Origin of the sequence: Mycobacterium sp. 852002-51613_SCH5001154 (assembly GCF_001667425.1) — a bacterium.
GTDB lineage: Bacteria > Actinomycetota > Actinomycetes > Mycobacteriales > Mycobacteriaceae > Mycobacterium.
Genome location: NZ_LZII01000060.1, coordinates 1 through 21,474 on the forward strand (window position 1 = coordinate 1; position 21,474 = coordinate 21,474).

The window sequence follows — 21,474 nt, forward strand, 5'->3', positions numbered from 1 at the left end:
CACCCGACCCGTTACCGCCCGCGCCTCCGCCCGACGGGCAGGCGCCGCCACCCCCTCCGCCGCCGTGGATGCCCCCGGTGGCACAGCCGGCCGCGGCCTCGGCCGACGGGCAGAATCCCGCCCCCTTCACCGGCACGCCGCCGTTCGGGCCGCCCTCGTTCGTCCCGAAAACCGGCTCGACGGTGGGTGTGGCCCAGCCGATCATCATCAACTTCCCCGGAACGGTTGAGGACGCCGGCGCGGCCATCAACGCCGTGCACGTCTCGTCCGTGCCGCCGGTGCCGGGCAAGTTCTACTGGATGACGCCGACCCAGCTGCGCTGGCGTCCGCTGAGCTTCTGGCCCGCGCACACCGCGGTGACCGTCGACGCCGGCGGTACGGTGACCAACTTCCAGACCGGCGACACGCTGGTGGCGACGGCCGACGACGCCACCCACCAGCTGACCGTTACGCGCAACGGCACGGTGGAGAAGACCTTCCCGATGTCGATGGGCATGACGTCCGGTAATCACCAGACCCCCAATGGCACCTACTACGTGCAGGACAAGAAGGCGTCCGTGGTGATGGACTCCTCGACCTACGGGGTCCCGGTCAACTCGACCTACGGCTACAAGGTGACGGTGGAGGACGCGGTTCGCTTCGACAATGTCGGCGACTACGTGCACAGCGCGCCATGGTCGGTGGACGATCAGGGCAAGCGCGACGTCAGCCACGGCTGCATCAACATCAGCCCCACCAATGCCAAGTGGTTCTTCGACAATTTCGGCCCGGGTGATCCCATCATCGTGAAGAACTCCAGCGGCGGAAACTACAAGAAGAACGACGGCTCGGCCGACTGGATCAACTAGCCTTCAGCCCAGCAGACGCAAAATCGCCCATTCCGTCCCGGAACTGGGCGATTTTGCGTCTGTTCGCGAGTGCAAGCGGCTGGGGCTTTCGCCGGGCCGCGGCTTATGTATAGCATCATACATAAGCCAGGCCCGAAGGAGCGGCGATGCGCAGTCCACGCGAGCGGATGGTGATCTCCGCCGCGCTGTTGATCAGGGAGCGGGGCGCGCACGCGACCGCGATCTCGGACGTCCTCGAGCACAGCGGCGCGCCGCGCGGATCGGCCTACCACTACTTCCCGGGCGGGCGAACCCAACTGCTTTGCGAGGCGGTGGATTTCGCCGGTGAGCACGTCGCCGCGATCATCGCCGAGGCCGAGAACGGGCCTGAGCTGATGGACACCCTGATCGAGAAGTATCGCCGCCAACTGCTCGACAGCGACTTCCGCGCGGGCTGCCCCGTGGTCGCGGTTTCCGTGGAGGCCGGCGAGGAAGAGCGGATGGCGCCCGTCGTCGAACGGGCGGCATCGGTGTTCGACCGCTGGACCGACCTGATCGCGCAGCGCTTCATCGCCGACGGCATCCCGCGCGCACGGGCTGCCGACCTGGCGATGCTGGCCACCACCGCGCTGGAGGGCGCGATCGTGCTGGCCAGGGTGCGCCGCGACCTCACCCCCCTCGACGTCGTGCACCGCCAGCTACGTGACCTGCTGTCGGCCGAGGCGAACAGAAAGGGCGTCCCGCGATGACCGGTGAATGGAAGTCCACGGCGTGCATCCTGTGCGAGTGCAACTGCGGCATCGTCGTCCAAGTCGAAGATCGCCGGCTGGCCCGCATCAGGGGCGATAAGGCCCACCCGGCGTCGCAGGGTTACACCTGCAACAAAGCCTTGCGGCTGGACCACTATCAGAACAGCGGCGCCCGATTGACCTCTCCGCTGTGCCGGCGTGCCGACGGCACCTTCGAGGAGATCGGCTGGGACACCGCGATTGTCGAGATCGCCGAGGGTTTCAAGCACATCCGCGACGCCTACGGCGGGGACAAGATCTTCTACTACGGCGGCGGCGGCCAGGGCAATCACCTGGGCGGGGCCTACAGCGGCGCGTTCCTCAAAGCCCTCGGTTCGCGCTACCGGTCAAATGCCTTGGCGCAGGAGAAGACCGGTGAAGCCTGGATCGACGGTCAGCTGTACGGCGGCCACACGCGAGGCGAATTCGAGCACGCCGAAGTGTCGGTGTTCGTCGGGAAGAACCCGTGGATGTCGCAGAGCTTTCCCCGCGCCCGGGTGGTGCTCAACGAGATCGCCAAGGACCCGAAGCGGTCGATGATCGTCATCGATCCGGTCGTCACCGACACCGCCAAGATGTCCGACTTCCATCTACGAGTGCAACCCGGCACCGACGCGTGGTGTCTGGCCGCGCTGGCGGCCGTCCTCGTCCAGGAAAACCTCTGTGACGAAAAGTTTCTGGCCGAACACGTGCGCGGCGCCGAGTCCGTCCGCGCCGAGCTGCGCGAGGTGCCGGTGGCCGAGTACTCGCAACGGTGCGGGGTGGACGAGGAGTTGTTGCGCGCGGCGGCGCGGCGCATCGGCGCGGGGGCCAGCGTATCGGTGTTCGAGGACCTCGGTGTGCAGCAGGCGCCCAACAGCACGCTCTGCTCGTACCTGAACAAGCTGCTGTGGATCTTTACCGGCAACTTCGCGAAAAAGGGTGGCCAGCATCTACATTCGGCGTTCGGGCCGCTGTTCGGCCAGTTCTCCGGGCGCACGCCGGTGACCGGCGCCCCCATCATCTCCGGATTGGTGCCCAGCAACGTCGTGCCCGAGGAGATCCTGACCGATCACCCGGACCGGTTCCGGGCCATGATCGTGGAGAGCAGCAATCCCGCGCATTCGCTGGCCAACTCGGCCGCGTGCCGGGAGGCCTTTCAGGCGCTGGAACTGATGGTCGTCATCGACGTCGCGATGACCGAGACCGCCCGGCTCGCGCACTACGTGCTGCCCGCGGCCTCCCAGTTCGAGAAGCCGGAAGCCACGTTCTTCAATCTGGAGTTCCCGCACAACGCTTTTCAGCTGCGCCGGCCGTTGCTCGAACCGTTGCCGGGGACGCTGCCCGAGCCGGAGATCTGGGCGCGGCTGGTGCGCGCCCTGGGCATGGTCGACGACGCGGATCTGCGGCCATTGTCCGAAGCCGCCCGGCGCGGGCGAGCGGCCTACACCGAAGCCTTCCTCACCGCCACCGCAACCAACCCGACCGTCGCCAAGCTGCTTCCCTACGTCCTCTACGAGACGCTCGGGCCCACGCTGCCGGAAGGTCTGCGCGGCGCCGCCGCGCTGTGGGGGCTCGCCCAGAAGGCCGCCCTGACCTATCCCGAGGCGGTGCGCCGGGCCGGTCACGCCGACGGCAACGCGCTGTTCGACGCGATCCTCGACACCCCGTCCGGGGTGACGTTCACCGTCCACAACTACGAGGACGACTTCGCCTTGATCAGCCACGCCGACCACAAGATCGCGCTCGAAATTCCCGCCATGCTCGACGATTTGCGTGCGCTGACCGCGGCCCCGCCGCGGCTGACCACACCGGATTTCCCGATCGTGCTGTCGGTGGGCGAGCGCCGGGCCTACACCGCCAACGACATCTTCCGCGACCCCTCCTGGCGCAAGCGCGACGCGGACGGGGCGTTGCGCGTCAGCGTCGAGGACGCCCAGGCGCTCGGACTCGTCGACCGAGGCCGCGCCCGCATCAGCACCGCGGCCGGCAGTGCCGAGGCCACCGTCGAGATCACCGAGACCATGCTGGCCGGACATGCGGCCCTGCCCAACGGATTTGGGCTCGACTACGTCGACGGCGACGGGCATACCGTGGTCCCGGGCGTCGCCCCGAACGCACTCACCTCGACGGAATGGCGCGACCCCTACGCCGGCACGCCATGGCACAAGCACGTGCCCGCCCGGATCGAGCCGGCGGGAGTGCCCGTCAGTTCCAGATCCTGACCCGGCGCTGCGGCTCGAGGAACAAGCCGTCGTCCTCGGACACCTCGAAGGCGTCGTAGAACGCGTCCATGTTGCGGATGACGCCGTTGCAGCGGAACTCCGGCGGCGAGTGCGGATCGGTTGCCAACCGCCGGATCGCTTCCGCCTGACGGGATTTGGTGCGCCACACCTGGGCCCAGCCGTAAAACACCCGTTGCACTCCGGTGAGACCGTCGATGACGGGCGCGGGCCGGCCGTTCAGGGACAGCTGGTAGGCCAGCAGGGCGATCGACAACCCGCCCAGGTCACCGATGTTCTCGCCGACGGTGAATGCGCCGTTCACGTGGTGGCCGGCATCCAGCCCCCGGGGCGTGTACGCGTCGTACTGGTCGATGAGCGCTTTGGTGCGGGCGCCGAATTCGGCGCGGTCGGCGTCGGTCCACCAGTCCACCAGGTTGCCGTCCCCGTCGTACTTCGCGCCTTGGTCGTCGAAACCGTGCCCGATCTCGTGCCCGATCACCGAGCCGATCCCGCCGTAGTTGGCGGCGTCGTCGGCCTCGGCGTCGAAGAACGGCGGCTGCAAAATTGCTGCCGGGAAAACGATTTCGTTCATCCCCGGGTTGTAATAGGCGTTGACCGTCTGGGGAGTCATGAACCACTCGTCTTTGTCGACCGGGCCGCCCAGCTTGGCCAGTTCGCGGTCGTGGTTGACCGCGTAGCCGCGCTGGAAGTTGCCGTAGAGGTCGGTGCGGTCGATCACCACCTTGGAGTAGTCCCGCCACGTGGCCGGGTAGCCGACCTTGGCGACGAACTTGTCCAGCTTGGCCAGCGCACGCTCCCGGGTTTGCGGCGTCATCCAGTCCAGCTCGTTGATGGACAGCCGATACGCCGCCTTCAAGTTCTCCACCAACGCGTCGATGCGGGCCTTGGCGTCCGGCGGGAAATACCGCTGCACGTAGAGCTTTCCGACGGCATCGCCCATCAGGTGTTCCACCAGCGACACCGCCCGCTTCCAGCGTTCCCGGATCTGCTCTGCCCCGGTGAGCAGGCGGCCATAGAAGTCGAAATCCGCGGCGACCAGCTCGTCGGTCAGCCAGGACGCGCGGGCGCGGATCAACCGCCAACGGGCCCAATCCTTCCAGTCCGCCAGGTCGGCGCTGGACCACAGGGCGGCGAAGGCGGTGAGGTAATCGGGTTGGCGCAGAATGGTTTCCGCGAAGTCCTGCGGTGTGGCGCCCAGCGCGTTCACCCAGCCGGTCCAGTCGAAGCCCTTCCCTTCGGTCTGCAGCTCGGCGAAGGTGCGCAGGTTGTAGCTGAGCTCGGCGTCCCGCCGCTTGACCACGTCCCAGTGCGCGGCGGCCAGCTTGCCCTCCAGCGCCACGATGCGGGCCGCGGTCTCGGCGTGCGCGTCCGGGGTCCCGCCGTACACCAGGTGAAACATCCGCGCGATGTGACCGGGGTAGGCCGCCAGCGCCTCGGCGTGCCGCTCTTCGCGGAAGTAGGACTCGTCGGGCAATCCGATGCCGGACTGGGTGACATGCACCAGATACCGGGCCGAGTTCTTGGCGTCGGTATCGATATACAGCGCGACGCCACCGCCCACTCCGGTGCGCTGCAGCGCACCCACCGCCGCGGCCAACGCGTCCGGGTCCGCGGCGTCGTCGATGGTGGCCAGCTCGTCGAGGAGCGGTTGCAGGCCGCGGCGCTTGACGGCCTCCTCGTCGAGGAAGCTCGCGTAGAGGTCGCCGATGCGTTGCTGATCGGTGCCCGGCGGGGCGCCCGTCTCGCTGGCCTCGATGATCAAGTCGCGCACCTGTTCTTCGGCGCGGTCGTAAAGGTGGCGGAACGCGCCGTCAGTCGCCCGGTCCGCCGGGATCTCGTAATCGGCCAGCCAGCGGCCGTTGACATGACCGAACAGGTCGTCTTGGGGGCGGGTGTTGGCGTCGACATGGCTCAGGTCGATCCCCGAGCGAATGGCCTCTACAGTCACCCCGCCATCCTTCCATCTTTGTCGGGTGCGACGATCGGGCCATGTCCGACGGCGAGCGCACCGAGCCAGCAATCCAGGAAACGGAAGAGGCAGACCTCGCCGAACCCGACGAAGCCCTCGACGACGAATCCGAGGTCGCCGACGGCCCGATGTTCTCCCCGTACGGCATCGCGTCGGCCGTCCTGGGCGTGCTGTCGGTGGCCGCGATCGTGTTCGGGTTCTTCCTCTGGTCCGGGCATCGCGACGACACGGGTGAACGCCGCTACCTCACCCGCGTCATGCAAACCGCCGCCGACTGGACGGGCGTGCTGATCAACATGAACAGCGGCAACGTCGACTCCAGCCTGCAACACCTGCACGACGGGACGGTCGGCGAACTCAACACCGACTTCGACGCCGCCATGCAGCCCTACCGGCAGGTGGTGGAGAAGCTGCAGTCCAAGAGCGCCGGGCGCATCGACGCGGTGGCGGTCGAGGCCGTGCGCCACGACCTGGACACCCAGCCCGGCGTTTCCCGGCCCGTGGTCACCACCAAGTTGCCGCCCTTCGCGAGCCGCCTGGATTCGGTCATGCTGGTCGCGACGTCGGTCAGCGAGAACGCCGGAGCGAAACCGCAGACGGTGCACTGGAACCTGCGGCTCGACGTCGTCAACGTGGACGGCAAGCTGATGATCTCGGGACTGGAATCGATCCGATGAGAAATTTGTGGCGCCTGCTCGCGTTCGACATCCTGGCCCCGGTGGCCGCGATCGCGGGGTTGCTGGCGATCGGCCTGATTCTGAGTTGGCCGCTGTGGTGGGTTTCGGCGTGCTCGGTGCTGGTGCTGTTGATCGTCGAGGGTGTATTGGTCAATTTTTGGCTGCTGCGCCGTGATTCGGTCAGCGTCGGTACCGATGACGACGCGCCGGGCCTGCGATTGGCCGTCGTCTTGCTCTGCACGGCCGCGCTGGTGGCCGCGGTGGTCACCGGATACACGCACTGGACGCGCTCGGACCGCGAGTTCAAGGACGACTCCCGCGACGTGGTTCGGGTCGCCACGGGCATGGCGGAGGCGATGGCGTCGTTCACCCCCGCCGACCCGAACAGCTCCATCGACCGCGCCACGGCGTTGATCGTCCCCGACCACGCCGCCGCGTTCAAAGAGCAGTACACGAAGACCAGCGCCGAGCTGGCCCAGCACAACGTCACCGCTCAGGCCGCGACGCTGGCGGCCGGGGTCGAGGCCCTCGGGCCATCGGCCGCCAGTGTGGCGGTGATCCTGCGGGTCACCCAGAACGCTCCGGGCCAGCCCGCCAGCCGGTCGGCGCCCGCGCTGCGGGTGGCGCTGACCAAGCACGGCGACGCGTGGCTGGTATCGGACGTGCTGCCGATCAGGTGATCAGTTGGAGTCCGCCGAGCGCGTCGACTTCACCTTGACGAACCGGTCCGACAGTCGGCGCATCCGGATCATCAGCGCGGCCGACGGGCTGGTGCTGCCGTCCAGGTAGGCGATGAGCTCCTCGGCGGTCACCCCGATGCGGGAGGCGAATTCCTGCTCGGCCAGGCCCGATCGGTCGATGAGCAGCCGCACGTGGCGGGCCACCTCGGCCCGTTCGTTGGCCTCCAGGTGGGTGCGGGCGCGTTCCAGCACTTCCCACAGCGCTTTGGAGATGCCGTAGGGGCGGGTGCCTTCGAGCACCTCTTCGACCTGGCGGGCGGTGCGCCCGAACGGATCGCGCTTCAAAGCCGCGGCGATACGCTTCCAGGTGGCGATGTCGCCGCCTTGCAGCGCGGCGCGAATGGCGGACGTCGGCCAGAACTCCACCGGCTGGTCGGCGTCTTGAACAGGTCCACTGCGAGATCCACCGCCGGCGCCGCCCTCGCGCATGTGCGGATCGGGGCCCGGCCGGTGGGACGGCAGTGTGGAGCGTCGGTCAGGTGCCAACGTCACCTCGCCTCCTCCAGCATCGCTACGGCCACCGACAGGCAGCGCTGCCTGATCTCCTCCCAGTCCGGGTGGGCGTCGGCCTCGGACGACCCCTGCTCGTCGTTTAAATCACAGGGATCCGGATCAGCGAGGCGACGCACCAACTGGGTGGCGATCCATTCCCGCCTGGGCGACTGACAACAGTAATACCTGTCCATGCCGGCCAGCACCACAGCGGCGGTCTCGGGCTCCAACGTTTCAACCATATCGGCAAAGTCGGCGTAATCGCGGCGACTGTTACGGCACATGATGAGGTACCCCTTCAGCCGCAGCGTCTCGGCGCCGGTCGGGACCAGCAGCCGGTCGCCGGTGGGCAGCTGAACGTGGGTGGTTTCCACCGGGCTGCGGCGTTCGTACACCGGCCGGTCCGCGGTGTCGGTCTCGCTCTCCAGTGCGTCGATGGCGACCGAAAGCCGCCCTCGCCACAACGTGACCGGGTGGACGGGCCGGTCCGACCCCACGATCGCCTTGGCGATGCCGTTGCGTGACGTCAGGCCACCGACGAGCTTCTTGGCCGTGCCGTTGGTGTGACCGTTGCTGCCGGTCCTGCGGTCGGCGGCGCCCACCGCGACGCCCGCCTTCTCGTCGTCGATGTTGACCTGGTGGGGAATCTGGCCGGGGTCACGGCCGCGATCCTGGTCCGGTCCCCGCAGCTGCGCGGCCTGCCGCTCCCTGGCGCTGCGCCCGCAGCCGGTGAACGCCAGCGGATCGGTCACGCAGATGGCGTCGGGCGCCAGGTGCTTGAGCTTGGCCGCCGACTTGAGCACCATCCGCAGGTCGGCGTTGGGCGCCGTCAGCGCCGATATGTCGTCGGGAATGACCACGACGTCGCCGAGATCGACCTCCGGCAGCGGCCGGTCGAAGTCGACCGACGGCAGCACGCGCGACAGCCACGGCGGGATCCACCAGTTCCACTGCGCGAACATCGCCATCAGCGCCGGCACCAAGACCAGCCGCACCACGGTCGCGTCCACGGCGATCGCCACCGCACACGCCACGCCGATCTCGGCCACCAGCGGCATGCCGGCGAACGCGAAGCCGATGAAGACGGCGATCATGATCAGCGCCGCGCTGGTGATGGTGCGGGCGCTGGTGCTCACGCCGTACGCGACGGCGTCGCGGGTGTTGCCGGAATGCAGGAAGCGTTCCCTGATGCGGGTCAGCAGGAAGATCTCGTAGTCCATCGACAACCCGAAGGTCATCGCGAGCACCAGCGGGGGGACCGTGCTGTCGATCGAGCTGATCTGGGCGAACCCGAGGTCCTTCAGCCAGCCCCACTGGAACACCATCACCAGGCTGCCGTAGGCGGCCGCGACCGACAGCAGGGTCATCAGCACGCCCTTGAGCGCCAGGAACACCGAGTGGACCGAGAGCAGCAGCATCACGAACGCGATGAGCGCCACGATGGCCAGCACCAGCGGCTCGGTCTTGGACACCTGGTCGTCGAAGTCCTTGATCAGCGCGGTCGGGCCGCCGACGTCCACTCGTGCGGTTCCCCGGTCGGGCACCTTGGGCAGCTGCGCGCGCATCCAGCCGACGGTCTCGCGGGCGCGCATGTCCTCGGGGTCGACCGACAACACCGCGGACAGCAGGGTGCTGCCGTTGTCCTCGGCGAATTGCGGCGGCGCCACCGAGACGATGTTCGGGGCCTGCGTCATCCGCTGCCGGATCGCGCTGATGGTCTGGCTGTGTTCGGGCGAGGCGGCCCCGCCGTCCGGGAAGGTGACGAGCACCCGAATCGGGCCGAGCGCGCCGGGGCCCAGGGCCTGGGCCGCCGCGCCCACCCCGGCGCGGATTTCGTGCGACGAGTCGAACTGGCGCAGCAGGCTGTTGCCCAACACCATCGAGGAGGCCGGTGCGGCCATGACGAGCAGGACCAGCGAGGCGGCCAGCGCCGATATCCACGGCCGGCGCATCACCCAGCCGATCCAGCGGTTCCAGAACCGGGATTGGGCACCCTCCGGCCCGCGCGACCAATGCAGGAATGCCGATCGCTTGGCGGCCGAGCGTCCGAACGTCGCCAGGGCCGCGGGGGTCAGCGTGGTTGACGTCAGCATCGCGACCGCGACGGCCAGAATGGCGCCGGTGGCCATCGACTTCAGCGCCGGGGTGTTGATCACGTAGATCCCGGTGAGCGAGGCGACGACGGTCATCCCGGACAGCACCACGGCCAGCCCCGAGGTGGCCATCGCGGCGTCGACGGCCTCACGCGGCTCGCGGCCGGACCGCAGCTCCTCGCGGAAACGCATCAAGATGAACAGCGAATAGTCTACGGCGAGGGCGATGCCGAACATGGAGACCGTCGAGGTCACGAACACCGACATGGTCGTGTAGGCCGACAGCAGGTAGACCAGGCCCATGGTGACCACGACCGTGCAGACGCCGAGCGCAAGCGGGATGGCCGCGGCGGCCAGCGAGCCGAATACCGCGAGCAGGACGATGAGGATCACCGGCAGGTTCCAGCGCTCGGCGGCGGCGATGTCGTGCTTGGTGTTCTGCGCCGCGGCGGCGGAGAGCGCGCCCTGGCCGATCACGTACAGCCGCACCCGCCCGTCCGCGGTCTGGCCGGGCTGGTCGCCGTTGACGCCGACCTTCTTGCGCAGCTGTTTGGCGACGTCGCTGGTGTTCCGCGAATCCAGCCGCAGCGAAAGCACGTACGGCCGGTCGGGTTGCGGTGGCCGCTGGGTGGGGTTGGGCACCTCCGAGACGCCGGGAACCTCGGCGGCGGTTTGCCTCAGCAGCGCGACCGCGTCGTTGATGTCCGAGTAGCTGGCGTCCGGGCGCGGGGCCGCCACCAGGGCGAGCGACGACGACCCCTGGTCGTGGTACAGCTCCTCGAGCTGATCGTGGACGAGCAGCGACTGCGAACCAGCCACCTCGAAACCGCCACCGGTCAGATTCCCCGACTGCGTCAAGGCCAGATAGACCGCCGGAACCAAAGCCAGCAACCAGCCGGTGAAGACCAACCAGCGGTACTTACGCAGGCTGCGGCTGAGGCGCATCATTAACTGCTGGATTTCGTCACTCCCCGTGTATCGCGTAACGCGTGTTGGCGAGAATACCGCAGCGACCTGTGGATGATGTGAGCTTTCTAGTTCCTGAGCTGCAACGACGGCGTTGTTGCCAAGACGCTCCCAAGCCGTTGTGAGCCGGTGACCGGCGGGACTTTCCTCACAGGGCCGCGCTCGGGCTGGCAGGGGTGCCGCCGGCGATGGCAGGATGTCGGATGGCCCGCGGAGCCCTGGGGAGTTCCGCTATCGATGAGGCCGTCCATTGCAGCCGTTTGCGAGGCGTCGATGCTGCGTGCGACGTCGCAAACACTAAGGAGTTTCCATGACGAGAGGCACCGCGACCGGGCGCCGCAGAATCTTCGCCGGGCTGATCGCCGCCACCCTGCCGTGCGCCGCCCTCGCGGTCCTGGCGGGGCCGCCGGCCACGGGCGCTACCGACCCGTGCTCGGCCAGCGAAGTCGCCCGGACGATCGGTTCGGTCTCCAAGTCGATGGGGGACTACCTGGACTCGCATCCCGAGACCAACCAGACGATGACCTCGATGCTGCAGCAGCAGGCGGGCCCGCAGTCGATGACCGGGCTGAAGTCCTACTTCGAGGCCAACCCCAAGGTGGCCGGCGACATGACGTCGATCGCCCAGCCCCTGACCAACCTGTCGCTGCAGTGCAAGTTGCCGATCTCGCCCACCCAGGCGATGGGCATGATGCAGCAGGCGCAGGGCGCCGCCGGCGGGCTGCCCGCCCTGCCGGGTAATGCGGCTGGGGCGTCACCGCTGGCCGGCACGGCGGCCACCGGCCCCGTCGCACCGGCGCCGGCCAACACGCTGTCGGGCCCGCCGCGCGGCAACACCGCCGGCTAGTTCCCGGTTTCCGGGCTGCGATCGGGCGGCAACGGGCCCTGCAGCGCGGTCTCGGTCGGATCGTTGGTGGGCTGGTTCTGCGGCGGGGTCGGTTCGGTGTCGGGCACGGGCTCCTCGTCGTCCGGGACGGCGACGTTCTCCGTGCGGAACACGAAGAAGAACACCACCCACCCGATTGCGGACATCAGCAACCAGCTGATCAGCCGGTAGATCAGCATGGCCGAGATCGCGTTGGGCAGCGACATGCCGCTGGACACCAGCCCGGGCACCAGCACCGCCTCCACCACCAACAACCCGCCCGGCATCAGCGGTATGGTGCCGACGGCGCGGGCGGCCGCGTAGGCCACCGTGAGCCCGGCGACCGACGCGTGGTCCCCGGCGGCGTACGCCGCGAAGCCGAGGCACGCCACGTCGGCGACCCAGTTGAACATCGACCAACCGAACGCCACCCCCATGTCGCGACGGCCCAGGCTCACCGATTCCAGCTGCATCAGGGTCTGGCGCCATCTGTCCAGGCCGGTCTCGGCGGGCCGCCCGCGGACGGAGTTGACCCAGGACAACACCCGGCAGCCGATGCCGTCGATCAGCTCCGGCCGTGACGCGACGGCCTGGGCGAGAATCAGCAACGCGACGAAGCCGCCGAGGGTGAACAGCAACGAGAACGGGTTGTTCTTCGCACCGAGAAAGAACGCCCCGCCCAGCCCCAGCAGCGCAAGACCGACGGCCTGCAGGACGCCACCCATCACCAGCTGCCACGACGCGACCACCGTCGAGGCGCCCCAAAGCCGTTGCTGCCGAAGCAAAAACGTGGCGGAAAGCACCGGCCCTCCGGGCAGCGTGGTGCTCAGCGAGTTGGCGGCATAAATGGCGGCTTCGGATCGCAATTGTTTGACGTGCACGCCGGCCGACCGCAGCAGGGTGCGCTGGATTTGCGCGAAGCTATGCATCGACGCGGCCGACGCCACCACCGCCGCCAGCAGCCACCACCAGTTCGCCTCGTAGAGGCTCATCCACGCCTCGGCCAGCTGATGCCAGCCCAGGGCGACCTCCACGGCAAGCACGATGGCGACGATCCCGAGGATGACCCACCGCAGCCACCAGTACTTCCCGCGCGGGGCCTCTTCGCGCGGGAAGTCGAGATTGCGGGCGGGTGCGTCGTGCGACACGTGATTTAGGGTAACGGTGCAGGTGGCGCGGGGATCGTCGCGCGTCGCCGACCGTGTCGTGGAAGTTCCGGGGTCGTAACCGGATCGTGCCGGGGTGGCCGCGTCGGGCCCACGTTGCGGACGGGTCTGCCACGTTTGGCGGTGCCCCGCGCCGGATAGGCTCACCCAATGCCGGCAAACACCGACGACGCTTCGGTCGAACCGCTCGTCCGCAAGACCGCAGCCTGGGCCTGGCGTTTGCTGGTGATCCTCGTCGCGGTCGTCGCCCTGCTCTGGGTGGTGAAAAAGCTCGAGATCATCGTCGTGCCGGTGCTGGTGGCTTTGCTGGTCAGCGCGCTGCTGCTGCCGGTGGTGGACTGGCTGGATCGGCGGGGCCTGCCCCGCGGCGGCGCGGTGGCGATGGTGTTGCTGGGCGGCTTCGCGATACTGGGCGGCATCCTGGCGTTCGTCGTCATCCAGTTCATCGACGGTGTGCCCGGCCTGACCGAGCAGGTGACCCGCAGCATCGAGTCCACCCGGCGCTGGCTGATCCACGGGCCCGCGCACCTGCGCAGCGAACAGATCGACAACGCGGGCAACGCCGCGATCGAGGCGTTGCGCAACAACCAGGCCAAGCTGGAAAGCGGTGCCCTGTCGACCGCGGCCACCATCACCGAGCTGGTCACCGCGGCGGTGTTGGTGCTGTTCACGTTGATCTTCTTCCTCTACGGCGGCCGCAACATCTGGGCATACGTGGTCAAGATCTTCCCGGCCGACGTCCGGGACCGGGTGAGCGAGGCGGGCCGCGCCGGCTACGGATCGCTGACCGGGTATGTGCGGGCCACCTTTCTGGTGGCCCTGACCGACGCGGCCGGGGTGGGCACGGGCCTTGCGATCATGGGCATCCCGCTCGCGCTGCCGCTGGCGTCCCTGGTGTTCCTGGGGGCCTTCATCCCGCTCGTCGGTGCGTTGATCTCGGGTCTGCTGGCCGTGGTGGTCGCCCTGCTGGCCAAAGGCGTTGTGTACGCGCTGATTACCCTGGGTCTGCTGATCGCGGTGAACCAGCTCGAGGCCCATGTGCTGCAGCCGCTGGTGATGGGCCGCGCCGTCTCGATTCACCCGCTCGGGGTGGTGTTGGCCATCTCCGCCGGTGGCGTGCTCGCCGGGATCGTCGGTGCGCTGCTGGCCGTGCCGACGGTCGCGTTCCTCAACAACGCGATGCAGGTGCTGCTCGCCCCGGATCCGGCCGCCGAAGCCGAGAAGCAGACCGAAGAGGCCGACGAGGGCAGCATCCTGCAGGCCGAACCGGACGAACCCGCAAAGGCCGACTAAGGCCTACAGCCGACCCTCGCGGCGCAGCAGATCCTGGGCGGACAAGCCGCCGCCCGAACGCCGGCGCTGGCGCGCGTCGCCGTTATCGGCCTGTCCGCGGGGGTTCAGCTTCTCCGTGGCGGCGTCGGCTTCGTCGCCCTCCGGCCGCGCGGACGGGAAGGCGGTGGTGGGTTCGACGGCGTCGCCCGTGTCGTCAGAACGGTTGGGGGGCACCGGGATCGCCCGGGTTTCGCCGCCGGACGGTGGTGCCGGCGGCGCGGCCGGCCCAGGGGCGGGAGGTCGCGCCGGCGGGGCGGCGTTGGCCGGCCGCTCGTGGGCCGGGTGGTGCGCTGGGCTGGCGGGAGCGGCGTTGGGCACCGAGAGGCGCGTCGTCTTGGCCTCCGTCGGCGCACCCGGGCGGGTCTGCAGCCGCGTGGTGTTGGCGGCATCGGACGGGGGCGCCGCGGGGCGCATCGCCGCGCCCGCGGGCACTTCCGTGCCGGGCTTGGGTTCGGCCGGCCCCGGACGGGTTGCGCGTGACGGCTCGAGGGCCGCGGGGTGGGTGGGGTCGTGCGGCTGGCGCGGCGCGGCCGCGACCAGGCTGGCCGCCACCGGGGGTCGCGCGGGCCGCCCGTTGAGGGTCGGCCGCTTGCGCTCGTCGGGAAGGTCGATCTCGCCCAGCCCGATCTTGTTTTGCAGGCGCCTCGCCCAGCGCGGGGCCCACCAGCAGTCGTCGCCGAGCAGTTTCATCACCGACGGCACCAGGAACATCCGGACCACGGTGGCGTCCAGCAACAGCGCCGCCATCAGGCCGAACGCCAGGTATTTCATCAGCACCAGGTCGGAGAACACGAAGGAACCGGCGACCACCGCGAGCACGAGCGCGGCGGCCGTGATCAGGCGCCCGGTCGTCGCGGTGCCGATCCGGATGGCCTCGGCGGTCGACATGCCACGTTCGCGCGCCTCGACCATGCGCGAGACCAGGAACACTTCGTAGTCGGTGGCCAGACCGAACCCGACGGCGACCACGAGCGCGATCACCACCACCATCAGCGGGGTCGGCGTGAAGTTCAGCACGCCCGATAGGTGCCCGTCGACGAAGATCCAGGTCAGGATGCCCATCGTGGATCCGAGCGTCAACGCGCTCATCACCGCGGCCTTGACCGGCAACACCACCGACCCGAACGCCAGGAACATCAACAGCATGGTCGCGCCCAGCAGCAGCACCAGCATCAGCGGAGCCTTATCGAACAGGCTGTGAATGCTGTCCTGTTCTAGGGCGGGCGTGCCGCCGACATAGAGGTTGAGCCCCTTCGGGGGGTTCACGGCCCGCAGTTCGGCGATCTTCTTGGCGGCATCGTTCTTGTTGAGCAGGCCGTTCTGGATCACCCGCACCGAGCCGTCCTTGGGCACGGTCGTCCCATTGGGGCCGGCGACGCAAGGGTTGCCGGCGATGGCCGGACACGGCCGCTCCTGCCACTGCTTGTCGGTGAACCCGCCGATCGAGGAAATCCGGTTGCGGATGTCGGCCACCTGCTGGTCGGTCACCTTGCTGCCATTGGTGCTCTGGATCACCATGGTCAACTGTTCGGTCCGGTAGCCGGGGAATTGCTTGTCGAAGTGTTCCTGCGCCAGGCGCACCGAATTGTTTGGCGGCAAATACTTTTCGCTCATGCCGCCGAACGACAGGTTGCCCAGCGGGATGACCAGCAAGATCATGCCGACGGCGATCGGGATGGCGAACGCCAGCGGTCGCTTCATCACCCAGTTGACCAGCTTGCCCCAGAAGCCGGCCTCGACCTCTTCGCGGGTCTTGGTCTTCTGCAGCCGGTCGGCGAGCCAGTTCAGGTAGGCGCGCGACCACTTCCAGTTCCGCAGGAACGGCACCCGGAACGCGGTCCGCACGCCGAGCGCGTCGACGTGGCGGCCCAGGATGCCCAGGCAGGCCGGCAGGAACGTGATCGATAGCAACGCGGCAAGGCCCACCGCGGCGAAGATCGCATAGGTCAGCGAATGCACGAAGCCCTGCGGCAGCACCAGCAGGCTGGCGCTGGACGCGATGATCAGCACCGCCGAGAACGTCACGGTGCGCCCGGCCGTCATCACGGTTCTTCGCACCGCGGCCTCGGTGTCGTAGCCCTCGGCGATCTCCTCTCGGAACCGGCTCACCACGAAGAGTCCGTAGTCGATGGCGATACCCAGGCCGATCAGGGACACCACCGGTTGCGCGAAGAAGTGCACCGGGCCGAACACGGCGACCAGGCGCAGGATCCCGAGCGAGCCGGCGATGCTCAGGCCGCCGACGATGGCCGGTAGTCCGGCCGCGATGGCGCCGCCGAACACCAGGAACAGCACGACGGCCACCAGCGGCACCGCAAGGACCTCCATGCGACGCTGGTCGGTCGCGATGGTGCCGGTCAGGGCGTTGGCGATCGGCTCCAGGCCGGCGAGTTCCACCGCGCCGCCGTTGAGCTTCTGCAGACCCGGCGCGATGGCCTTGTAATTATTGAGAATGCTGTCGTCGTCGTCGCCCTTGAGCGGGATGGACACGAAGGTGTGCTTCTTGTCATCGCTGACCATTCCCTTGATGACCGGGTTCGTGCTGTCCGGTGCCGCCAGCCAGCCGGCCCAGCCGACGACCTGGTCGGGATGGTCGGTCTTGAACTTGTTGAGCTCGCCGACGACCTTGTCCCGCCACGCCGTGTCATCGACCGTCTGGCCGTTGGGAGCCGTAAAGGTGGCCACCACGTGGCTGGTCCGGTCCCGGCCGTAGGTCTTGTCGCCCAGCACCGAGGCCTTGACCGATTGGCTGCCGTCGTCGTAGAAGCCGCTCTGGGTGACATGCTTGCCGAGGCTGACCCCGAAGACGCCGCCGAGGAGGCACAGAGCTACCGTGACCCCGATAACGATGTACCGGTAGCGGTACACAGTTCGACCCCACCAGGCGAACACGCAAGCTCCTTACTGGATCGTTAACGACCCGCGCATCGGTTTTCCAGTGTCACACACGCGCGGTCAACAGAGCGGACAGCGGCCGGAACGGCTGCAGCCATGCTCCCTGGTCAGGCAGCGAATCTAGGCCGATTCGCGGCAAGGGCTCCCGGAACACACCGCTGATGTCTTCCAGGTCGACAAAGTCCAAGGTATCCGACGCTAGCGCCCAACTCGCATGTTCGCGAAATCCGATGACTTGAACCGTGACCCCGGAGCGTGCTATCTCCTCCAGCGGTTGACGAAAGGCCTGGCCGTCGGCGGAAGCCACCACCAGCGCCGCCAGCCCTTCGCTGCGTCGCAGTTCGATGTGGGCGAGCATGTCGCGGTCGACGTCGCTGTCCTCGTCGATCTTCGGTTTGGCGAACACCGCGAATCCCACGTTGCGCAGGGCGTCCACCCAGGGCCGCACGACCTCGGCGCTGGCGGGCGCGATGTTGGTGAAGACGGTGGCCTCGGGTTCGACCACGACGCCCGGGCGGCCGGCACTGATCTCTGCCGTGCGGCCCAGCAACCAACGCCCGAGGGCGTCGAACCGCGGACGCTCCAGGGCGGTGGGGCGTCGCCCCAGGATCGACCCGAGTCCCATGTCGAGGTTGGGCGCGTCCCAGACCAGCAAAACGCGTCCGCCCGGCGGTGAGAAGCTTCCGAGCGCATCATCGGGCAACGCCGGCAAAGGTTCAGCTGCCGCGGTCTGTTCTTCCGCCAGGCTCATGGTCATCGCCTACTCATGTCGTAGCCAGATGAATTCGGTCACGGCGCTGCCCGCCTCGTGGGCCTTCGTCTCGTATTTCGTGGTGGGCCGCGCCACCGAGATCGGCAGCCGGCTACCGGCATCGGCGCGACGCAGCCGCGGCTCGGCGTCGCCGACCGCGCCGATATGTTCGGCGTACCCGGGATGGTCCGTCGCGGCGTGCAGGACACCACCAGGGAGTAACCGGTCGGCGATGAGGCCAACCGTGCCCGGTTGCAGAAACCGGCGCTTGTGGTGACGGGCCTTGGGCCAGGGATCGGGAAAGAACACGCGCACCCCGGTCAGCGAGCCGGACGGGATCAGCCGCTGCAGCACCTCGACCCCGTTGCCGCGGATCAAGCGGATGTTGCCGACCCCGTCGCGGTCGATCGCGCACAGCAGTTGCGCGAGCCCGCGTTTGTAAATTTCCACCGCGATCACATCGACATCCGGCTCATCCTTGGCCATCGCCAGCGTGGATATGCCGCTGCCGCAACCGATTTCGAGCACCAGCGGCGCCTGGCGGCCAAACCATGCGCGGGTGTCCAGCCGCGGATCCCCGCCGCCCTCGCCCGGGGCGTCCAGGGATAGGCCCAGCTCCGGCCACAGCCGCTCCCAGGTTTGCCGCTGGGCGTCGGAAAGGGCGGATCGTCGGGAGCGAAAGCTCGATGCCGGAAGGTAGCGCTGGCCGCGACGGTCGTCCGACTCCTCCTCAGGCGCGTCGGGGAAAGCTCCCGCCCGGGGTTGCGCATGCATTTGTCCATGGTGGCCCATAACCGAGTGATGTAGCCGCCCCTGGTCCAGATTGATACCCAACAGTTGCCTTCGGCTGGTAACAGTCAAACGGTGGCTCGCATCAAAGTGACGCAAGTGCCACCATTCGGTGGGACCCGACCGGCCCCCGGGTCGGATCCATCGAACCGAACGCAGGACATGAGGGGACGATGAGCGGACAAGGACACCAAGATTTCGTCGACGAGCTGGCGCGATTCGCCGCCGGCCACGCCGACCCTCGCGTGACGGCCATTGCCGAGCGAACGGCCGCGCCCCTGCGCGTGCTGGTCCGGGGACGCCGTGGCGTCGGGTGCGTCACGGTGGCGCGGGCGCTGGACCGCGCCGGAGCCGCCGCGGGGATCTCGGTGACGACCGCCGGCGGTCGCGAAGTCGACGTCGTCGTGTACGTGACCACCGAGGTCGTCAAACCGGAAGACATCGACGCGATCGGCGCCGCCGGGCGCCCGGTGTTGGCGGTGCTGAACAAAGCCGACCTGGCCGGGTCCCTCGCCCGCGGGGAAGGGCCGATCGCGGCAGCGCGAACGCGGTGCGCGGAGCTTGCCGAACTCGCGGGCGTGCCCACGGTGCCGATGGCCGGCCTGCTCGCCGTCGCCGCGGTCGACGACCTGGACGCCCCGCTGTGGGCGGCGCTGCGGACGCTGGCCGCGCACCCCGGGGTGGCCACCTCCCTCGACGGCTCGTTCGCCGGGTTCATGTCGGCGGACAATCCGGTGCCGGCCGACGTGCGGCTGCGCCTGCTCAACACCCTGGACCTGTTCGGCATCGCGCTCGGCGTTGCCGCGGTCCGGCAGGGCAGGACGGCCGCGCAGGTGCGGGCCCTGCTGCGCCGGACGAGCGGTGTCGACGCCGTGCTGTCCCAGATTGCGATCGCCGGCGCCGAAGTGCGCTACCAGCGGGTGCTGGACGCCGTCGCGGAATTGGAGGCGCTGGCGGTCGGCTTGGACGAATCCGCGGAGACGATCAGCGGATTCCTGTCGCACGACGACACGGTGGTGGCCCGGATGGCGGCCGCCGTCGACCTGGCGGAGTCGGCCGGGCTGGGCCCGGACCACGGGGAACCGGCTGACTGGGACCGCGACCCGTCCGCGCACCTGCCCCGCGCGGTGCGGTGGCAGCGCTACAGCCGGGCGTCGGCGAGCGAGCTGCACCGCGCTTGCGGGGCCGACATCGCCAGGGGATCGATGCGGCTGTGGTCGCAGGCGTGCGGGTCGCTGCCCGGGGAGCCGCAGGCGGAGTGGCGATGAGCGCCGACAAGCACGACGATCCGGTCGCTCGAGTCGACGCGCTGGTGGCGAGCATCGGTCCGGAGCTGAATGCGCCCGCCATCCACCGCCGTGACGTGGTGCTGGTGACCGGGCCGTGGATGGCCGGGGTGACCGCGGTGGCCGCGGCGCTGCGCGAGCGGCTGCCGGAGCACAAGTTCGTCGAGTCGGTGGACCTGGGCCCGGGCGAGGCGCCGACGGCTGTGGTGTTCGTCGTCTCGGCCGCGGCCCACCTCACGCAGTCCGACTGTGCGCTGCTGGACGCCGCCGCCGCGCACACCGATGTGGTGGTCGGAGTGGTGTCCAAGGTCGACGTGCATCGCGCCTGGCGCGACGTGCTGGCCGCCAACCGCGAAACGTTGGCCGCGCACGCGCCGCGTTACCGCGGCGTGCCCTGGGTGGGAGCGGCCGCCTTGCCCGACCTCGGCGAGCAGGACGTCGACGATTTGGTGCAGACACTGTCGACGCGATTGGCCGACTCCGAGCTCGCGCGCCGAAACCGGCTGCGGGCGTGGGAGTTCCGGCTCAAGACCGTCGTGCAGCGGTTCGACCGCGACGCCGACGGCGCCGGGCGGCGGGCACGGGTCGACGCGTTGCGCGACGAGCGCAGCACGGCGCTGCGGCAGCGGCGCGAGGCGAAGACCGAGCGCACCATCACGTTGCGCGGTCAGATTCAGCAGGCGCGGGTGCAGCTGTCCCACTTCGCGCGCAATCGTTGCTCGTCGGTGCGCAGCGAGCTGCAGGAAGACGCCGCGGGATTGTCCCGGCGCCACATGCCCGGCTTCGAGGCGCACACGCGTGGCCGGCTGGACGAGGTGGTCGCCGAAGTGAACGAGGGCACCGCCAGCCACCTCGCTGATGTCGCGCACGTGGTGGGGGTCGCGACGACCCTGCCGGCAGTCGAGGAGCTGCCGACGGTCGATATCCCTCCGCCCCCGCTGAAATCGCGGCGGCACGAGACCTGGCTGATGATGCTGCTGGGCGCCGGGTTCGGCCTGGGCGTGGCGCTGACCCTGAGCCGGTTGCTGAGCGGGCCGGCCGCTCGGCTCAGTCCCGCGCTGTCCGTCGTCGCGGCGGTGACGTGCGTGGCGATCGGGCTGGCGGTCACCCTCCTGGTGGTCAATATCCGTAGCCTGCTGCGCGACCGGGCGCTGCTGGACCGCTGGGCGGGCGAGGTGACCTCCTCGCTGCGATCGGTGGCGGAGGAGCTGGTGGCGACCCGCGTCCTGGTGGCCGAGTCGGTACTCAGCAAGGCGGTCCTGGCCCAGGACGAGGTGGAGAACGCCGAGGTGAGCGACCAGGTCAGCGCCATCGACCGCGAGCTGCGCGCGCATGCCATGGCCGCGTCGCGGGCCGCCGCCGCCCGGGAGCGGGAGCTGCCGACGGTGTTGGCGGCCCTGGACGTCATACGTGCGGAACTGGGTGAAGCGGGTATATCTCCAGCCGCCGATGAAGCGTCCGAGGGCAAATCGGGCGAAGAAATCGAGGCAACCGAAAAACCGGCTTCTAGGAGCGGCGATGGAGATTCTGACGGATCTTCTGAATCGTTGTTGTGAGAAGGCTTATACCTGCCCGAGACTTCCCCGACAAGGTGCTCACGATAACCTGTAGTT

The 21,474-nt window shown here is 68.8% G+C and carries 16 protein-coding genes; 9 read left to right on the forward strand and 7 right to left on the reverse strand.

Features of this window, described 5'->3' with window-relative positions:
* The 3 genes from A5750_RS16645 to A5750_RS16655 all read left to right on the forward strand — a co-directional run.
* Positions 1-848, forward strand: an 848-nt coding sequence (locus tag A5750_RS16645; RefSeq protein ID WP_067264334.1) for a L,D-transpeptidase family protein, incomplete at its 5' end; no start/stop codon positions are given.
* A gap of 146 nt (positions 849-994) precedes the next feature.
* Positions 995-1,576 (forward strand): TetR/AcrR family transcriptional regulator, encoded by a 582-nt coding sequence (locus A5750_RS16650; protein WP_066947046.1) that lies wholly within the window; start codon positions 995-997, stop codon positions 1,574-1,576.
* Entirely contained in the window at positions 1,573-3,819 is a 2,247-nt protein-coding gene (locus tag A5750_RS16655) for a molybdopterin-dependent oxidoreductase (RefSeq protein WP_067264316.1), read from the forward strand. The genes A5750_RS16650 and A5750_RS16655 overlap by 4 nt, the downstream gene beginning before the upstream one ends.
* On the opposite strand, the gene A5750_RS16660 is transcribed toward A5750_RS16655, so the two are convergent.
* Positions 3,803-5,788, reverse strand: a complete 1,986-nt coding sequence (locus A5750_RS16660) for a M13 family metallopeptidase (RefSeq protein WP_067264319.1) — start codon at positions 5,786-5,788, stop codon at positions 3,803-3,805. The two genes, A5750_RS16655 and A5750_RS16660, sit on opposite strands and share 17 nt — an antisense overlap.
* Positions 5,789-5,829: 41 nt before the next feature.
* Between A5750_RS16660 and A5750_RS16665 the strand changes: the two genes are divergently transcribed.
* Positions 5,830-6,486, forward strand: a complete 657-nt coding sequence (locus A5750_RS16665) for a hypothetical protein (protein WP_066947072.1) — start codon at positions 5,830-5,832, stop codon at positions 6,484-6,486.
* A complete protein-coding gene (locus tag A5750_RS16670) occupies positions 6,483-7,166 on the forward strand; it encodes a hypothetical protein (protein WP_066947075.1) in 684 nt (227 codons plus the stop codon). The genes A5750_RS16665 and A5750_RS16670 overlap by 4 nt, the downstream gene beginning before the upstream one ends.
* On the opposite strand, the gene A5750_RS16675 is transcribed toward A5750_RS16670, so the two are convergent.
* Together A5750_RS16675 and A5750_RS16680 are read right to left on the reverse strand one after the other, a co-directional pair.
* Positions 7,167-7,655 (reverse strand): hypothetical protein, encoded by a 489-nt coding sequence (locus A5750_RS16675; RefSeq protein WP_066947078.1) that lies wholly within the window; start codon positions 7,653-7,655, stop codon positions 7,167-7,169.
* A gap of 59 nt (positions 7,656-7,714) precedes the next feature.
* The gene (locus tag A5750_RS16680) at positions 7,715-10,759 is read right to left on the reverse strand and encodes an efflux RND transporter permease subunit (protein ID WP_066947082.1); all 3,045 of its coding nucleotides are present in this window, start codon (positions 10,757-10,759) and stop codon (positions 7,715-7,717) included.
* 328 nt (positions 10,760-11,087) lie between these two features.
* Between A5750_RS16680 and A5750_RS16685 the strand changes: the two genes are divergently transcribed.
* Complete coding sequence (locus A5750_RS16685) at positions 11,088-11,624, forward strand: hemophore (RefSeq protein WP_066947086.1); 537 nt, start codon at positions 11,088-11,090, stop codon at positions 11,622-11,624.
* Here the strand turns inward: A5750_RS16685 and A5750_RS16690 are convergent.
* A complete protein-coding gene (locus tag A5750_RS16690; RefSeq protein ID WP_066947087.1) occupies positions 11,621-12,790 on the reverse strand; it encodes a TIGR00374 family protein in 1,170 nt (389 codons plus the stop codon). The genes A5750_RS16685 and A5750_RS16690 overlap by 4 nt on opposite strands.
* 168 nt (positions 12,791-12,958) lie before the next feature.
* Between A5750_RS16690 and A5750_RS16695 the strand changes: the two genes are divergently transcribed.
* Entirely contained in the window at positions 12,959-14,101 is a 1,143-nt protein-coding gene (locus A5750_RS16695; RefSeq protein ID WP_066947089.1) for an AI-2E family transporter, read from the forward strand.
* Between the two features lie 3 nt (positions 14,102-14,104).
* Here the strand turns inward: A5750_RS16695 and A5750_RS16700 are convergent, their stop codons facing one another.
* Genes A5750_RS16700 through trmB form a run of 3 tightly spaced genes read right to left on the reverse strand, consistent with a single transcriptional unit; the run spans position 14,105 to position 18,578 of the window.
* Complete coding sequence (locus A5750_RS16700; RefSeq protein ID WP_066947092.1) at positions 14,105-17,032, reverse strand: MMPL family transporter; 2,928 nt, start codon at positions 17,030-17,032, stop codon at positions 14,105-14,107.
* Positions 17,033-17,081: 49 nt separating this feature from the next.
* Positions 17,082-17,786: an NYN domain-containing protein gene (locus A5750_RS16705; RefSeq protein ID WP_066947642.1), complete on the reverse strand. Its 705-nt coding sequence runs from the start codon at positions 17,784-17,786 to the stop codon at positions 17,082-17,084.
* A 9-nt stretch (positions 17,787-17,795) separates the two neighbouring features.
* Entirely contained in the window at positions 17,796-18,578 is a 783-nt protein-coding gene (trmB, locus tag A5750_RS16710) for a tRNA (guanosine(46)-N7)-methyltransferase TrmB (protein WP_156659193.1), read from the reverse strand.
* A gap of 170 nt (positions 18,579-18,748) precedes the next feature.
* Here trmB and A5750_RS16715 point away from each other — a divergent pair, with 170 nt between their 5' ends.
* Positions 18,749-19,843, forward strand: a complete 1,095-nt coding sequence (locus tag A5750_RS16715; RefSeq protein ID WP_066947106.1) for a hypothetical protein — start codon at positions 18,749-18,751, stop codon at positions 19,841-19,843.
* Positions 19,840-21,417 carry a hypothetical protein gene (locus tag A5750_RS16720; RefSeq protein ID WP_066947645.1) on the forward strand — a complete coding sequence of 526 codons (1,578 nt, stop codon included), beginning with the start codon at positions 19,840-19,842 and terminating at the stop codon, positions 21,415-21,417. Before A5750_RS16715 ends, A5750_RS16720 begins: the two co-directional genes overlap by 4 nt.
* The last annotated feature ends 57 nt before the right edge of the window (positions 21,418-21,474 follow it).

Bases quoted from the DNA above. Each gene is read 5' to 3' on its own strand.
- A5750_RS16650 (WP_066947046.1), top strand. From the start codon at position 995: ATGCGCAGTCCACGCGAGCGGATGGTGATCTCCGCCGCGCTGTTGATC.
- A5750_RS16655 (WP_067264316.1), top strand. From the start codon at position 1,573: ATGACCGGTGAATGGAAGTCCACGGCGTGCATCCTGTGCGAGTGCAAC.
- A5750_RS16665 (WP_066947072.1), top strand. From the start codon at position 5,830: ATGTCCGACGGCGAGCGCACCGAGCCAGCAATCCAGGAAACGGAAGAG.
- A5750_RS16670 (WP_066947075.1), top strand. From the start codon at position 6,483: ATGAGAAATTTGTGGCGCCTGCTCGCGTTCGACATCCTGGCCCCGGTG.
- A5750_RS16675 (WP_066947078.1), bottom strand. From the start codon at position 7,655: ATGCGCGAGGGCGGCGCCGGCGGTGGATCTCGCAGTGGACCTGTTCAA.
- A5750_RS16680 (WP_066947082.1), bottom strand. From the start codon at position 10,759: ATGATGCGCCTCAGCCGCAGCCTGCGTAAGTACCGCTGGTTGGTCTTC.
- A5750_RS16685 (WP_066947086.1), top strand. From the start codon at position 11,088: ATGACGAGAGGCACCGCGACCGGGCGCCGCAGAATCTTCGCCGGGCTG.
- A5750_RS16695 (WP_066947089.1), top strand. From the start codon at position 12,959: ATGCCGGCAAACACCGACGACGCTTCGGTCGAACCGCTCGTCCGCAAG.
- A5750_RS16705 (WP_066947642.1), bottom strand. From the start codon at position 17,786: ATGAGCCTGGCGGAAGAACAGACCGCGGCAGCTGAACCTTTGCCGGCG.
- trmB (WP_156659193.1), bottom strand. From the start codon at position 18,578: ATGGGCCACCATGGACAAATGCATGCGCAACCCCGGGCGGGAGCTTTC.
- A5750_RS16715 (WP_066947106.1), top strand. From the start codon at position 18,749: ATGAGCGGACAAGGACACCAAGATTTCGTCGACGAGCTGGCGCGATTC.
- A5750_RS16720 (WP_066947645.1), top strand. From the start codon at position 19,840: ATGAGCGCCGACAAGCACGACGATCCGGTCGCTCGAGTCGACGCGCTG.